Raw genomic sequence first — 15,589 nt, 5'->3', positions numbered from 1 at the left:
ACGAATTACGAATTACGAATTACGAATTACGAATTACGAATTACGAATTACGAATTACGAATTACGAATTACGAATTACGAATTACGAATTACGAATTACGAATTACGAATTACGAATTACGAATTAAAAATTAGCCACCACTGACAGGCGGAATTAGCACGACTTCATCGCCATCTTGCAGTAGGGTATCTGGTTCGACAAATATTAAATTAATCCCAAAACGGGTGAGGTCACGCCATTGGGTGAGTTCTGGGTGTTCAGCAATCAGGCGATCGCACACCGCGCTTACTGGTTTACCATCAGGAAATTCCAGTATCAGTTCTGATACTCCATAGGCTTCTTGATAAGCAGCAAACAACTTAACGGTTACCGTAATTGTAGACTGGTACATAAAAAACAATGAGAATAGGCTAGGATTTTCAGCCTAGATGGAGGTCAAAAGTCACACTCTTAATCTATTACTCATAGCTTATGTCGTTACATTAGGCAAGCAATCAGCAATTTTATTTAATTTTTGAAATACTCCCCTCTCCTTCTCCCTACAGCCCTTCGGGCATCCTACGGCAGGCGCTAGCGTGTACACACAAGTGATCGAATCGCCCCCTCCAATTATGGGGGGACAAGAATTTTCAAAGTCCCCCATTTTACCCCCAAGTTTGGGGGTCACGGGGGCAGGGGATTTAGGGGGCGAAATAGGTTCAAATGCAGATAGATAGGACTTGTGTGTACACCGTAGACTTTTGGGAGAAGAGGGAGACGCTACGCAAAAGCAAGGAGAGGGGTTGGGGGTGAGGTTCTGTACTTTATGAAAATTATTCTTCAACACCGGATTCGACTAATAGGAATACACATGGGTGTCCCAGAAACCGGGTCTGTAACAATCTGAGAATCTAACCCAAATACTTCTTGCACAGTAGTTTTACTCATCACTTCTTCTGGCGTGCCATTAGTATAAACCCTACCCTGCTTGACTGCTACCAAATAATCTGCATAACGACAAGCTTGGTTTAAATCATGCAACACCATCACTAAAGTTCTGCCATGATTTTGGTTTAATTCCCACAACAAATCTAAAACTTCAATTTGATGCGCTAAATCTAAAAAAGTTGTCGGTTCATCTAACAGTAATATATCCGTATTCTGCGCCAGTGCCATCGCAATCCAAGCACGTTGTCGCTGTCCACCAGAAAGGGTATCTAACTCACGTTCAGCGAGTTCTTTCATTCTCGTGGTTTCTAAAGCTATCTCGACAAATCTTTCATCTTCTTTAGTCCACTGCTGCATCCAATTTTGATAGGGAAATCGTCCACAAGCCACTAAATCTCTGACTGTTAAACCTTCTGGTGCAACTGGCCCTTGAGCCAAAATTCCTAATTTTTTAGCGACATCTTTTGTAGATAACTTAAATAAATCTGCCGCATCTAAATACACTGTACCTCCATGCGGTTTTAATAACCTAGCTAACCCTCGTAAAAGTGTAGATTTACCGCAACCATTAGCGCCAACTAAGGCCGTAATTTTTCCTTTAGGTATAGTCAAATCCAAATTTTTTACTATGGTTACACCATCATAACCAAGAGTTAAATTATTCGCTGATAGTTGATGAGCAACTTGAGTATCTAATTTCATTTTTTGCGAGTTTTTACTAATAGATATATAAAGTAAGGAGCGCCAATTACCGCAGTCACAATTCCACAAGGAAGTTCCACAGGAGCGAAAACAATTCTGCCCAACAAATCAGCGATAACTACAAGCATGGCTCCCCATATTGCTGATACAGGAATTAACCCTTGATGATTACCACCGACTAACTGACGGGCAATGTGCGGCGCAATTAATCCCACAAAACCAATGGTTCCAGCCGTGGCGACTGCTGCACCAGAAAGTGCGGCACTAATTAATATTAAAAAACTGCGTTGCCACTCTACGCGACTACCTAAACCTTTTGCTAATTCATCGCCTAGAGCTAAAGCGTTTAATTGTGGGGCGCTAACTAAAGCTAAGGGGATAAATACGATCAACCAAGGCAATAAAGCTATTAACTGTTCCCAACTGCGGCCATAAACACTACCAGCTAGCCAAACTAAGGCTTGACTAACATTATTAATCTCGCCAAATGTCACCAATAGGCTAGTAAAAGCACCAGTGACAGCAGAAATTCCCACACCAATTAAAATCAGGCGAATGGGATGAGTACCACTATCATAAGCTAGTAGGTAAATGATTACAGAAGCAGCTAAAGCACCAGCAAAGGCGGCTAGAGGCAAAGTTCCCGCTGGTACATTGGGAAACAGGACAATCAAGGCCACAGCAGCTAGTCCAGCACCAGCATTAATCCCAATAATTCCGGGGTCAGCTAAAGGATTTCTGGTGATACCTTGCATAATTGTCCCAGAAATTGCTAAGGCCATGCCCACAAGTCCGGCTGTTAAAGTTCGTGGTAGTCTGAGAGTCTTGATGACAAAAGTATATTCAGGATTTCCCGTATCTATGCCCAAAACTGTTTGAATTACGGCTAGGGGTGGTGTGGGATATTCGCCGATGGAAGTGCTAATTACCATTGTTACCAAAGTAATGATTACTAGGATGAGTAAAACAATGGGAACACGTTTTTGCAGGCGGAAAGAAATGGGAAATGTTTTAGAACGGAAAATTAAGCTATTATTCCTCATTTTTTGATTTTATTTTTGGCTAAATAAATGAAGAATGGCGCACCCACTAAGGCTGTCATAATCCCTACGGGGATTTCTTGGGGTCGAATTACCAATCTGGCAATGATATCTGAACCTAACAGGAGAATTGAGCCAAATAGGGCGCTATAAGGTAGGATCCATCGGTAATCTACCCCAACGAAAAAGCGCACCATGTGGGGAACTACTAAACCAATAAATCCAATACCACCAGCAACTGCGACTGCACTACCTTGTAAAAGAAAAACACTAATGGCAGCGGCAATTTTTATCCATAGGGTTTGTTGACCTAATCCTTGGGCAATATCTTCTCCCAGACTGAGAATGGTGATTTGTCTTCCCAGGAGGAATGCCAAGATTAAGCCAATACAAATGTAAGGCAACACTTGACCAATGATATTGGCATCAGCACCTGCTAAGGAACCTGCTAACCAAAAGCGAATTTCTTCTAATGTGCGTTGACTAACAATTAAGATGGTGGTGATTAGTGATGCAAGTAAAGCACTAATGGCTGCACCAGCAATGGTGAGATTGAGAGGCGTTATCCCACTGCGACCAAGGGAAGCTAGAAAATAAACGCTGATGGCGGTAATTCCCGCGCCTGCGAAGGCATACCAAATATAAACACTCGGTGCAGATGTACCAAAGATAAAGATGGCGATGACAACAGCGAAGGATGCACCGGCATTAATTCCCAAGATGCCTGGGTCAGCTAATGGGTTACGGGTTATACCTTGCATGAGTGCGCCTGATACGGAAATTGCTGCACCTACGATGACGGCGAGGAGCGATCGCGGTAATCTAACTGTACGAATAATTAAATGGTCTTTAGAGCCATCAAAGTCAGTCAAGGCTGTATAAACTGTATCTAAGGAAATATCTGCTGCGCCGAGAGTAACGCTGAAGATTAGGCATATGACGAGAATTAGTAGTCCTAAAACTAAACCCCCAACGGGTAAAGTTAGGGACTGTAAAAATCCTCTGTTTAAAGAGGAAGTTGATTTATTCATCCATCTGATATTTATTCTCAAAAAGGTGTGAAATGATTGACAGTTTATTTCAAGTGCATATAAAGTTAAATAACATAAATTGTTATTTATTTAAATAGGTTCGTCGAATTAATCAGCTAAAAGCAGATATTTCCAGTGATTGAGGTTTTTCACGAAGTCACAATTTTTTATATTGCCATGAGATAATATTTCTCCTGGCTTGATATTAAGGAACTGAGAATAAATACTAATAATTTATAAAAATTAGCAATTTTATCGATTGTGCTGTGTGTTAGCACTGACTATGACCATGTTTGAGCAAACCTGCTTTTAGACAGATAGAAGTTTATGTCTGGGGAATTATGAATAATCTCTAGATGCTGCTTATAGTTCAATTTAAGTAGGTAACTACTTAAAACGTAAGTGAGGTAAAGAATTATGCCAGTACACAGCATAAACACTGATCTGATGGATTTATCCGTGGAAGAGCAGGAAATCCTCTCTGGAGGAAAAGGAAAAAAGGGCAAAATCCGAGTTGATGATGCCGTATTTAGATATGGGGGCGAAGAATACCCTGCACGAATTCGCATAACTGTCAGCGATTTGCCAAGCCCCGATACTTTACCAGAGGTTGAGGTTGAGGTTGAGCCAGAGGAAGAGGAAGAGGAAGAGGAAAGTTGATGCAAGGGTACGGTGCGGGCTTGCTATCCCTAAACTGATACCGCCCAGAACAGGCATCTTGCCTGTTCCACAAGACAAACATAATGCAACATTTTCAGATTCTCAGTCCAGTAGGGTGGGTTAAGACATTAGTCCGTAACCTAGCATTATCCTGAAGTTTATGGTGGGTTACGCTGCGCTAACCCACCCTACGATTTTTGGGGAATTTATTTTTTGGTGTTCCCTAAACTAAGTCGTTTAATTATCAAAGGGACTTAAGTAGGTGGGTGGAAAAATTTTCAACTATGTGACGAAATGTAAATTCAACAAATGCCTTACAGATAGGTTATTTCGCTGTTTTTACAAAACTAAACATATATCGGTTTTATTGTGCCTACCTACTTAGGTTAGCGAAAATAGCTGCGCGTATTGCTAAACTTCGATTGTAGGAGAGAGCCAGGAGTTTAGTCCTGACTACAAACCTTTAATCTGACTCCCAAATGCGGGATTTCTTTCCAGAGAAGGATTTGGGAAGTATTTCTCAGATAAGCATGAGTTTTTCTCAATAGAACTGCTCTATTTTCTGGAAGTCTCGCTGCACTTCTAGGGATAGAGCTTTATTGTTAGGATCTGTTTTGAGGGCTTTTTTGAGATAAATTCGGGCTTTCAAGAGTTGATGATCCGAAATTAAGGCCCTTCCCCAGATTTGATAGGCGATCGCTAACCATTGGCGCACCTCTTTGTCTATGGGTAAACGTGCGGCTAAAGCTTCCGCCAGGGCGATCGCTTGGGGAAATCTTTTTTCTTTTAAAAACCGTTGCAGTTGCTCATAAGTCTTCCACTTGAGTCGCTGTTCTATTTCCACCAGATTAGGCGGTTTTGGTGTGGGTGGTTTTTCAACTGTGACTGTGGTGGTTGGTGCTTTTTCTGAGCGTGTGGACTGAGTATGATCACGCCTAAACGTAGCCGAATCACTTGACGGTTGGGCGATCTCCTCGGAAGGTACTACAGTTAAAAGGACTTTGTAAGCCTCTGTCAAAGCAATAAATTTATCTTTAGCTCTTATGTCATTTGGGTTAATATCGGGATGATATTGCTGCGCCAATCGTCTGTAAGACGCTTTGATGTCAGCAAAAGAAGCTCCTGACCTTAAACCCAATAAACGGTAGCAATCTCCAAGATCCATCTTGATCTATCAGCTATCTGGTTCCAGCCTTCAGATTTTAATTATAAAGACTAATCATATAATTTATCGTTCACATTTGACTGTTTTTGTGGAGTTTTACTCTGGGGAAATTAGTCGCAGTTGAACCAGCCCTAGCTAATACGGATCGGTAAAGACACAATTATTCCGATTTTTCTGGTTGTTCTATGACATCAAGCCGACATTTTTCCTGAAACTTAACTGCAATTTCTGTCGGCATGATTTCAGGGTGAAACCAGCGTAATTCTTGAGTTGTGAGCATAAATCTGTTTATATTTCAGGCTTTCTCCCATTTTCTGATGTGGTAATTCATGCGAAGCGACCCGGTTGATGGGACAATAAAAACGAGAAATCACATTGTCTGATTTGTTTCCAGCCCAAAGGAATATTAAAAAATGTGGAAAAGAATTGTATTTATTTTGCTATTGGTTTTGAGCATCAGTCTCAGTAATCCTGGTGTAGCTTCGGCGGCTGGATTCAAAAGCTTTGTAGACTCTTATGATGGCTATGAGTTTTTATATCCTAACGGTTGGTTACAAGTGAAGGTGGCTGATGGTCCTGATGTAGTGTTTCACGATTTGATTGAAGTATCGGAAAATGTTTCTGTGGTCATTAGTCCTGTACCCGATAATAAAAGCTTGACGGAACTGGGGACACCCACGGAAGTAGGGTATAAATTAGCCAAGGCGGCTCTTGCTCCTCCTGATTCTGGTCGTTCGGCGGAATTGGTCAATGCTTTTGAACGAGAATCTCAGGGGAAAACATACTACATTTTAGAGTATGAGGTGAAACTGCCTAATCGGGAAGACAGACATAATATTACTAGTGTGGCTGTCAGCCGTGGTAAACTTTATACCTTTAACGCTTCAATTCCTGAAAGACGTTGGCAGCGAGTTCAAGGGTTGATGGAAAATGTTGTAAATTCTTTCTCGGTGTATTAATGGAAAGTGGGGAATCAGGGGAAATGTAGATTCTTCCCCGATACCTAATTAAAAATTTCCACTTTTAGCAAAAGTCTCATGAAAACACCTCAATTTGTACTTGCTTCAGCTTCCCCGGCGCGCCACCGCTTGCTGCAAACTGTTGGGATTACACCGATAGTTCAGCCTAGTGATTTTGATGAGTCGCAAATTAAACTCGATGAACCTGCACAGTTAGTGCAAATTCTCGCCCAACGCAAGGCGGAAACTGTGGTTCCCCAGTTTGAATCAGCGTTGATTATGGGTTGTGATTCGGTTTTGGCGGTGAATGGTGAGATTTATGGTAAGCCAGCCGATGCTAGAGAAGCGATCGCTCGTTGGCATTTAATGCAAGGTAAATTTGGCGACTTGTATACTGGTCATGTGTTGATTGACCTTTGCCAAAACCGCACTTTAGTTAGGTGTCAGGTAACAAGAGTCTACTTTGCCCAAATGAGCGATCGCACAATTCAAGCTTATGTGAATACAGGCGAACCCCTCAAGTGTGCTGGTGCTTTCGCCCTTGAGGGTTTTGGTAGTTTATTTGTGGAAAAAATCGAAGGTTGTCACAGCAACGTCATTGGACTGAGTTTACCCCTGCTGCGGCAGATGCTAGAAGATTTGGAATACGATGTTACAGATTTCTGGCAATAGTTAATTTTGCGTCAACCAGTAGGTGTTTTTTAAACAAGGTGAATTTTAACGTCGCAAATGCTTACGCTGTAAGGTTTTGAACCCTATAACTCTAATATTGAGGTTGACGCAAACCCACGAAACTATTGCCATAGTTGCTTTTGAGGAGATTTGCTTAAGTGTTAGTATTGACACCCTCATGCCTGAAAGGTTATTCTTGTTTTAGATTGACGCAACCGCACCTTGAAAACCCCATAATTACAAGCTTTCAGCCCTGGGCAGTTGAAATCACACATAATCCCTATTAGGGATTGAAACGATGCACCAGAGGGGTGGATTTTTCGGAAACCAATGTTGAAATCACACATAATCCCTATTAGGGATTGAAACATCGATTCTTACCACCAAGCAAGAAACTCAACGTTGAAATCACACATAATCCCTATTAGGGATTGAAACCAAGCCCTGATTTGATAGCTAGCAAAATCCCCATAGGTTGAAATCACACATAATCCCTATTAGGGATTGAAACAATTTTCAATCTAGTGGCGGTAACAACCCCACGTTGAAATCACACATAATCCCTATTAGGGATTGAAACACTCTACTGGGTTCCGGTACTGGGAGGTAGTAAAGTTGAAATCACACATAATCCCTATTAGGGATTGAAACTTTTTTGAGTACGGCGGCGAACCATCGCAATCGTTGAAATCACACATAATCCCTATTAGGGATTGAAACGTAAGTTGTCAACCATTGCACTAAAACTATTCGTTGAAATCACACATAATCCCTATTAGGGATTGAAACACGATGAAGAAAATCTATGGTGGCAGTGGCAAACTGTTGAAATCACACATAATCCCTATTAGGGATTGAAACTCTGGCATCTAAAATCAGCTAAAAATAGCTATGTAGGTTGAAATCACACATAATCCCTATTAGGGATTGAAACAGAAGATAGGTGAGATGAGATGTGTGACTTGAGTTGAAATCACACATAATCCCTATTAGGGATTGAAACCGGCAAAGATGAGCAATCCACGGGAGAATTTGAGGTGAGTTGAAATCACACATAATCCCTATTAGGGATTGAAACAGCCGCCAAAGCTACAGAATCACCATCGACTTGCGTTGTTGAAATCACACATAATCCCTATTAGGGATTGAAACCCAGTGGTGAACCTGTAGATTGTAGGCGCGGGGTTTAGTTGAAATCACCCATAATCCCTATTAGGGATTGAAACACGGAGATCAAAATTCTGCGGTCTTCTTTGCGCCTTTGCGCCTTTGCGTGAGAAAAAAATATATTCTTATATTACCAGCCAAAACAGAAGTGACACAGGAGAAGGTAGACTGACAACTAGATAGAATTTGCAAGAAAAAGATGTCATTTACTCCTACCACCTCGCTGCGAGAACAACAACATCCCTTAATTCATCAACTAGCTGATTGTATAGAAGCAGTTTGGCATGAACACTTAGAACTATCTCCTTACCATTTACCTGCTGAACTGGGGTATGTAGAAGGTAGACTGGAAGGCGAAAAACTGATCATAGAAAATCGCTGCTATCAAACACCCCAATTCCGCAAACTGCACTTAGAACTAGCAAAAGTGGGGAATATGCTAGATATTTTGCATTGTGTGATGTTTCCCCGTCCAGAATATGACTTACCCATGTTTGGTTGTGACTTAGTTGGGGGTAGAGGTCAAATTAGTGCGGCGATCGCAGACCTATCACCTGTAGACTTAGAACGTACCTTACCTGCATCATATAACACCGAACTCACAGCCCTCACAGAGCTTAACTTTTCCCAACCCCGTGACTTACCAGAATGGGGTCAGATATTCTCCGATTTTTGCATCTTTGTCCGTCCTGGTTCCCCAGAAGAAGAGACGATGTTTCTTTCCCGTGTCAAAGAAATGTTAGAAATTCATTGTACTCAAGCGATCGCCTCCAGTCCAGTTTCAGCAGAAAAATCGTTGCAGATTTTAGCCGGACAACGCAACTACTGCACCAAACAGCAACAAAACGACAAAACCCGCCGGGTACTAGAAAAAGCCTTTGGTCAAGACTGGGCAGAAAATTACATGACTACAGTATTATTTGATTTACCAGACTAAAAAGTGCTTGCTAACAGAACCAAAACTGATTAATTCCCCCATCCCCCTCATCTCCCCCATCTGTAGGTTCTGTTACGTTTTCTCGTAACTAATGAATGTAGAATTTATTCAATAAGAGTTTAATGGAGTAAGACAACAGCAGCAAAGTCTGAGAGCAAATATTCCTAATATCAAGGACTTCAAAAAAACTTACTAATTGGTTGACCCAAAAGTTAAGGAAATTGTAATGTGAGGAATGCTCTCGTTGACATATATTTGTAGTTGACCGTTGACTAATACCATGTCTTAATCACACTTGCGTGGCGTAGCCATAGATGCGCCTAATTAGCTTGTACAGGCAGATTGTGTATGTGAGCCTGTATTGTGGGCAAACAAAGCGCAACTTTTGACTGAGCGCTCACGCCTAAGTCCTCACAGACAATTTGGATGACAAAATACTCACTTTGGCAGCAGAAAAGTTTTTTTGAGACTGTTGGTATAGCCTCTAAAAAATTGAGCAAAAGTGATCTAAGTTTGAGAAAACACTTGTGAGATTTTCCTCACAAATACTCGTCCGCGTAATTATATTTACTAAATTTATACCAGGCTGCAATCAAAAATTGTATTTGGGTGATGCAACTCTCAATGATATTCACAGCTACTGAAATGTTTCTTTAGTCAGCACCATTGTAGACATTTGTAGGGTTGAGCGTGCATCTAACAGTAGATTTTCAGCAATTACCAGCTTGAAATTACTGTTTCTTCTCTTTGTTGTTATCAGCGTGCTAGTTACTAAAAATTGTTTGACGTAAGTCCAAAATTGATTGACCAATTACGCATTAACAATTGGGATAACCACCCCTAATTCACTTTTTTATTTCCATAAGCACAATTCAACAAACGGGCAACAACCATGTCAAGGGTGACTGAGAAGCCAAGCTCAAGAGAGCTGCTACTTGATCCGGAACAACCTAAGATTTGGTGGGGTATCGCTGTCGCCCTACCAATTGTCATCGCCGCCGGGCTACTAACTACAGCTAAAGTTGAGCAACTGAAAAAACTCAGCCCATCTGTACCCCTAAAACCACTGAGCAATAGCATTAGCTCTGTGGGGCGTTTGGAACCAAAAGGAGAAGTTTTGAGACTTTCTGCACCCGCAGCCGGATTGCAATCTTCCTCACGAGTTCAGCAAATTTTCGTGAATGAAGGTGAGCGAGTCAGAAAAGGTCAAGTGGTGGCGATTTTAGACAACCATGACACCCAATTAGCAGCCGTAGAAGAAGCAAAAGCCAGACTGCAAGAAGTGCGGGCTAATTTAGCTCAAGTCAAAGTTGGCTCCCCCAGAGATATTGAAGCTCAAACAGCAGTTATTGCTCGCTTACAAGCCCAGTTAAAGGGAGAAAGGGATGCTCAACAAGCGACAATTGCGCGGATAGCTGCTCAGTTGAGTGGAGAAAAACTGACTCTACAAGCCACAGTTAATCGCCTAGAAGCTGAACTCAGAGGACAACAAGATAGTTTAAAAGCAACTATTTCCCGCATCCAAGCCGAACAGCGCAATGCTCAAGTTGATGCCGGACGGTATGATATGTTGTACAAAGAAGGTGCTATTTCCCAGCAAGAACGGGATAGAAGGAGACTAAGTGCGGTCACTTCTAATCAGCAAGTGATTGAAAGCCAGGTTAATCTGCGACAGGTGCAGGCGACTCTCAAGCAACAACTAGCTGAGGCTAGAGCCAACCAGGTAACAAGTTTGGCAACTTTGCAACAACAGCTTGTAGAAGCCACAGTTAACCGTGATAAAACGATCATGACTTTGCAAAGTCAGATTAACGAAGAACAAGCTAGACTCAGCAGAATCCAAGAATTTCGTCCTACTGATATCCAGAGGGGAGAAGCTCAAGTTAGTAATGCGATCGCTAATGTTAAAAGAGCCGAAGCCGAACTAAAATTAACCTACGTTCAAGCACCCATTACTGGAGAAATCTTAGCAGTTCACACCAAATCAGGAGAAGCTATCAGTGCAAATGGCATTGCGGAGATTGGAGAAACCAATCAAATGACCGTCGTTGCTGAAGTTCCTGAAGATACTATTGGTGAAGTGCGTATAGGTCAAACTGCTACAATCACGAGCGAAAATGGCGCATTTATTGGGGAATTAAAGGGAACTGTCACTGAAATTGGCAGAAAAATTGGCAAAAAAGATGTCTTGAGTACAGATCCAGTCGCAGATGTAGACGCGAGAGTTGTGGAAGTCAAAATTGCCTTGCTTGCAGAAGATAGCCAGCGAGTTTCTGGTTTTACCAATGCTAAGGTAATTGCCCAAATTAATAAAGAATCAAATTCTGATTGAGTATTAATCCCAATTTGCACCAAGAATTTGACCAAGACAGAATTTTAGATTTTGGATGAAATATTCCCATCCAAAATTTAAATTTTAATGGCTTCCTTAATTACGAATAATGAATTAACAATTACGAATAATGAATCGTAAAATCCCCCTGTCCTGGCTACAACTGACGAGAGACAAAAGTCGCCTAGCCGTGGCTCTGGCAGGAATTGCCTTTGCCGATATTCTGATGTTTATGCAAATTGGTTTTCGGGATGCACTCTATTATAGTAACGTTCGGTTACATGGTAGCCTACAGGGCGACATCGTTTTAATTAATCAACAATCTAACGCATTGCTAGCAATGCAAACCTTTTCCCAAAGAAGATTGTATAAAGCTTTAGAATTACAAGCAGTAGAATCTGTACATCCGATATATTTGGATTATACAACTTGGCGAAATCCAGTCACAGGTCGCCCCCGGAGCATTCTGATTTTTGGCATGAATCCCGAATCTAATCTGTTTGATTTGCCTGGGGTTGAGGAAAATTTGGATAAATTGAAACTACCTGATGTGGTTTTATTTGACAGTTCTTCTAGAGAAGAATATGGTCCAATTGCGGCAGAATTGAAGCAAGGAAACACTTTAACAGCAGAAGTACAAAGAAGACGAGTTAAAGTGGATGGATTATTTACTTTAGGTGCATCTTTTGGCGCAGATGGTAATTTAATTACCAGTGATGTGAATTTTTTGAGGATATTCGCTAACCGTCAACGAGGATTAATTGATATTGGTTTAATTAGACTAAATCGAGGACAAAATGCCAATATAGTCGCCCAACAATTGCGGAGTTATTTACCTGAAGATATTAATGTTTTAACGAAACAAGAATTTATTGATTTTGAGCGCAATTATTGGGCAAGTAGTACGGCTATTGGATTTATCTTCACTTTAGGTACAATTATGGGCTTTATTGTCGGCACTGTAATTGTTTATCAAATCCTTTATACCGAAGTTTCCGATCACTTGTCAGAATATGCTACGTTGAAGGCAATCGGTTATACGCAAAAATACTTATTAACTGTCATTCTTCAAGAAGCATTGCTATTAGCTTGCTTAGGATATATTCCTGGATGGATTATTGCGATGTTTATGTACTCCAGTGCTAGAGACGCTACACTATTACCAGTGTTTATGAGTTATGAACGAGCCATAACTGTGTTGATTCTCACGATAATTATGTGTTTTGTTTCCGGCGCGATCGCTGTACGTAAATTACGTTCTGCCGATCCAGCAGATATCTTTTAATAGTTATCAGTTATCAATTACAAATTAAATGTAAATTCTCAATATTTATGCATAAATTTGATTTATAATTGGTAAGTGATATATATTCATTATTTACAGGCACTACAGTTCCATATCGGAACAACTAACACCTAATCACCTACTTGAATATGAGACAAGAACCTGTAATTGCCATAAAAAACCTCAACCACTACTATGGCAAAGGCGCATTAAAAAAACAGATTCTATTTGACATTAACCTAGAGGTTTATCCTGGGGAAATTGTGATTATGACGGGGCCGTCAGGTTCAGGTAAAACAACGTTACTGAGCTTAATTGGTGGGTTGCGGTCTGTACAAGAGGGCAGTTTAAAGTTTTTAGGTGTAGAAATGTCTGGTGCTAGTCAAAATAGACTAGTGCAAATTCGGCGTAATATTGGTTATATTTTTCAAGCTCATAATTTGTTGGGTTTCTTAAGTGCCACACAAAATGTGCAGATGGCGGTGGAGTTGAATGATCATGTCACTCAAAATGAAGCAATTGCTAAATCACAAGCCATGCTGGGAGCAGTTGGTTTGCAGGATAAAGTGACTTACTACCCAGACAGCCTTTCTGGTGGACAAAAACAAAGAATAGCGATCGCCCGCGCCCTAGTCAATAGTCCTCCCTTAGTGCTAGCAGACGAACCCACGGCAGCTTTGGACAAACAATCAGGACGTGATGTTGTAGAAATCATGCAGGGACTTGCTAAAGAACAAGGAACTTCTATTTTGCTAGTAACTCACGATAATCGCATCTTGGACATAGCTGATCGCATTGTGGAAATGGAAGATGGTCTTTTAGCCCGTGATTCACCAAGTGTAGTTATCAGTGAAAAACCATAATTGCTAACTCCTAACTCAACGAATCACCCACAACCAGATTGCAGCACCCTGAAGTCAAAACTATGATCTGGGAGAATCGGATCTCTTAACTCCAGAAGGCTTCTTTGGTACAGCCATAGTTGGTTGGCGACTTGTGCGAAAAGTTACATTCACACCATCATTAGATTGTTCTAGCACCAGTAAGGGAGTAGGTTTAGCCTTTTGATCCCAATGCATATAGATAATCCGCCCTTGAATTGACGGTTGCCAACTATCCTCACCTTCAACGGGACTAAGATAAGTTTCAATACAGTCAATAATTTGGCTAATAGTGGCAGAAGTCGCTTGTGTTGGTAACTTGATTAACCGCAGTTGAACCCGAAATAGCACTCTTTTAGCGAGTTTTGCACCAATACCAGTCTCATATTCCACATCAAAAGTTTCATCTACCTGCCTTCCACTGCTAGCAATGCCAATAACTCCTTGGTCGGCTTGATGTGGACGCAATGCTTGAGAAATTTTATCTTTGACCTGGATTTTAATTTGATTCAAGATGGCAAAGTGAAACACTTCTTCAGACATCCGCATTCGCAGATAATCTAAGTTAAAATCCCGTGAATTCACTAAATCGGGATTAGTTTCCATTTTGCGAATAGTTTCCAGCGCTAGTTTAAACTTCTTTTCTAGCTCTCGCGCCCGGAATTTTTGAAATTTGACTTTTTTCTCTAACGTATTTAGCTGAAATTTGCCATAGAAGATCAAAGCAATTAGCACTAACCCCAGTCCAGCAGAGGTCATAGCTAAAAGTGATGGTAGTTGAGGTTGATTTGCTAGCACTTGTTGGGAGACCTTGATCGTCTTTGTTTGAGGAAATTGGGCAATAGACATTGAATTTAGCATGATTGGGGAATTATCAAACCAGAAATACTTAACTTATTATTTTTAGGATGCCCAAATCCTGAATACCATTTAGCTGTATGATAATTATTTTTTAAACTAAAGATGAAACCTTATATGTAATATGTACAGTCACCCCAACTTCCCTCTAGGATATTCACCCACCTTGAAACAACTTTCTCAGGCTTCATTTCAGAATATTCGCCTAATTGCTACAGATATGGATGGTACGCTCACGGAAAGGGGCAAATTTTCGGCGACATTGCTGCAAGCTTTAGAAGATTTAGCGGTGGCTGGGATAAAAGTATTAATTGTGACTGGACGTTCTGCGGGGTGGATGAGTGGATTGAGTCACTTGTTGCCTATTGTGGGGGCGATCGCCGAAAACGGTGGTCTATTCTATCCATCTGGGCATGATCAACCAGTAAATTTAACGGACATTATTGACTTAGCAGCCCATCGCCAGGGTTTAGGTCGGGCTTTTGCGGCTTTAAAAACCAAATTTCCCCAAATCCAGGAATCCGCCGACAATCGTTTTCGGGTCACTGATTGGACATTTGATGTGGCAAATTTGACTTCAGATGACTTAAACATACTGAGTAATCTTTGTCAAGAAATGGGTTGGGGATTTACTTATAGTAATGTGCAGTGTCACATTAAACCCCAAGGGCAAGATAAGGCTGTAGGATTATTGCAAGTGTTGCAAGAATACTTACCTGAGTTTTCCCCAGAACAAGTGCTGACTGTGGGTGATAGTCCCAATGACGAAAGTTTATTTAATCAAGATCATTTTTCTAATTCTGTAGGTGTAGCGAATGTACGGAGATATGCAAATCAGTTGCAACATCAACCTACTTATATAACTACGGCGGCGGAAGGATCAGGTTTTTGCGAGTTATGTAGTTATCTTTTAGCAAGGGGGGAAATACAGAGGGAGTGGGGAGTGGGGAGTAGGGAGTAGGGAGTAGGGAG

14 protein-coding genes and 1 CRISPR repeat array are annotated in these 15,589 nt (G+C 41.1%); of the genes, 8 read left to right on the top strand and 6 right to left on the bottom strand.

Translation table 11 applies throughout. The annotated features are described in order from the left end of the window. Positions 1–131 precede the first annotated feature (131 nt). From AACX33_RS01480 to AACX33_RS01465, 4 genes are all read right to left on the bottom strand, one after another. Entirely contained in the window at positions 132–392 is a 261-nt protein-coding gene (locus AACX33_RS01480; RefSeq protein ID WP_193998447.1) for a MoaD/ThiS family protein, read from the bottom strand. 428 nt (positions 393–820) lie between these two features. Further along, complete coding sequence (locus AACX33_RS01475; protein WP_193998446.1) at positions 821–1,630, bottom strand: ABC transporter ATP-binding protein; 810 nt, start codon at positions 1,628–1,630, stop codon at positions 821–823. Further along, positions 1,627–2,673: a FecCD family ABC transporter permease gene (locus tag AACX33_RS01470; RefSeq protein WP_193998445.1), complete on the bottom strand. Its 1,047-nt coding sequence runs from the start codon at positions 2,671–2,673 to the stop codon at positions 1,627–1,629. Before AACX33_RS01470 ends, AACX33_RS01475 begins: the two co-directional genes overlap by 4 nt. Then, complete coding sequence (locus tag AACX33_RS01465; RefSeq protein WP_193998444.1) at positions 2,670–3,701, bottom strand: FecCD family ABC transporter permease; 1,032 nt, start codon at positions 3,699–3,701, stop codon at positions 2,670–2,672. Before AACX33_RS01465 ends, AACX33_RS01470 begins: the two co-directional genes overlap by 4 nt. A 417-nt stretch (positions 3,702–4,118) precedes the next feature. Here AACX33_RS01465 and AACX33_RS01460 point away from each other — a divergent pair, with 417 nt between their 5' ends. Then, positions 4,119–4,361 (top strand): hypothetical protein, encoded by a 243-nt coding sequence (locus AACX33_RS01460; RefSeq protein WP_193998443.1) that lies wholly within the window; start codon positions 4,119–4,121, stop codon positions 4,359–4,361. Positions 4,362–4,902: 541 nt separating this feature from the next. Here the strand turns inward: AACX33_RS01460 and AACX33_RS01455 are convergent. Next, on the bottom strand, positions 4,903–5,526 hold the full coding sequence (locus AACX33_RS01455; protein WP_193998442.1) for a J domain-containing protein: 624 nt from the start codon (positions 5,524–5,526) through the stop codon (positions 4,903–4,905). 413 nt (positions 5,527–5,939) lie between these two features. Here AACX33_RS01455 and psbP point away from each other — a divergent pair, with 413 nt between their 5' ends. From psbP to AACX33_RS01425, 6 genes are all read left to right on the top strand, one after another. Further along, positions 5,940–6,485, top strand: coding sequence for a photosystem II reaction center PsbP (gene psbP, locus AACX33_RS01450; RefSeq protein WP_193998441.1), 546 nt, complete (start codon positions 5,940–5,942; stop codon positions 6,483–6,485). Positions 6,486–6,563: 78 nt separating this feature from the next. Beyond that, on the top strand, positions 6,564–7,157 hold the full coding sequence (locus tag AACX33_RS01445) for a Maf family protein (protein ID WP_193998440.1): 594 nt from the start codon (positions 6,564–6,566) through the stop codon (positions 7,155–7,157). Between the two features lie 260 nt (positions 7,158–7,417). Continuing rightward, a CRISPR array of direct repeats spans positions 7,418–8,383; the repeat unit is 37 nt; unit sequence GTTGAAATCACACATAATCCCTATTAGGGATTGAAAC. A gap of 140 nt (positions 8,384–8,523) precedes the next feature. Beyond that, on the top strand, positions 8,524–9,261 hold the full coding sequence (locus AACX33_RS01440; protein ID WP_193998439.1) for a phycocyanobilin:ferredoxin oxidoreductase: 738 nt from the start codon (positions 8,524–8,526) through the stop codon (positions 9,259–9,261). Positions 9,262–10,153: 892 nt separating this feature from the next. Further along, positions 10,154–11,593: an HlyD family efflux transporter periplasmic adaptor subunit gene (locus AACX33_RS01435; protein WP_193998438.1), complete on the top strand. Its 1,440-nt coding sequence runs from the start codon at positions 10,154–10,156 to the stop codon at positions 11,591–11,593. Between the two features lie 130 nt (positions 11,594–11,723). Further along, on the top strand, positions 11,724–12,878 hold the full coding sequence (gene devC / locus AACX33_RS01430; RefSeq protein ID WP_193998437.1) for an ABC transporter permease DevC: 1,155 nt from the start codon (positions 11,724–11,726) through the stop codon (positions 12,876–12,878). A 149-nt stretch (positions 12,879–13,027) separates the two neighbouring features. Beyond that, positions 13,028–13,741 carry a DevA family ABC transporter ATP-binding protein gene (locus AACX33_RS01425; RefSeq protein ID WP_193998436.1) on the top strand — a complete coding sequence of 238 codons (714 nt, stop codon included), beginning with the start codon at positions 13,028–13,030 and terminating at the stop codon, positions 13,739–13,741. A gap of 60 nt (positions 13,742–13,801) precedes the next feature. Here AACX33_RS01425 and AACX33_RS01420 read toward each other — a convergent pair whose 3' ends face one another. After that, a complete protein-coding gene (locus AACX33_RS01420) occupies positions 13,802–14,620 on the bottom strand; it encodes a hypothetical protein (RefSeq protein WP_193998435.1) in 819 nt (272 codons plus the stop codon). Between the two features lie 121 nt (positions 14,621–14,741). Here AACX33_RS01420 and AACX33_RS01415 point away from each other — a divergent pair, with 121 nt between their 5' ends. Further along, positions 14,742–15,578: an HAD family hydrolase gene (locus AACX33_RS01415; protein WP_193998434.1), complete on the top strand. Its 837-nt coding sequence runs from the start codon at positions 14,742–14,744 to the stop codon at positions 15,576–15,578. The last annotated feature ends 11 nt before the right edge of the window (positions 15,579–15,589 follow it).

Origin of the sequence: Nodularia sp. LEGE 04288 (assembly GCF_963896525.1) — a bacterium.
GTDB lineage: Bacteria > Cyanobacteriota > Cyanobacteriia > Cyanobacteriales > Nostocaceae > Nodularia.
This window is presented reverse-complemented; position numbering and strand designations above follow the sequence as displayed.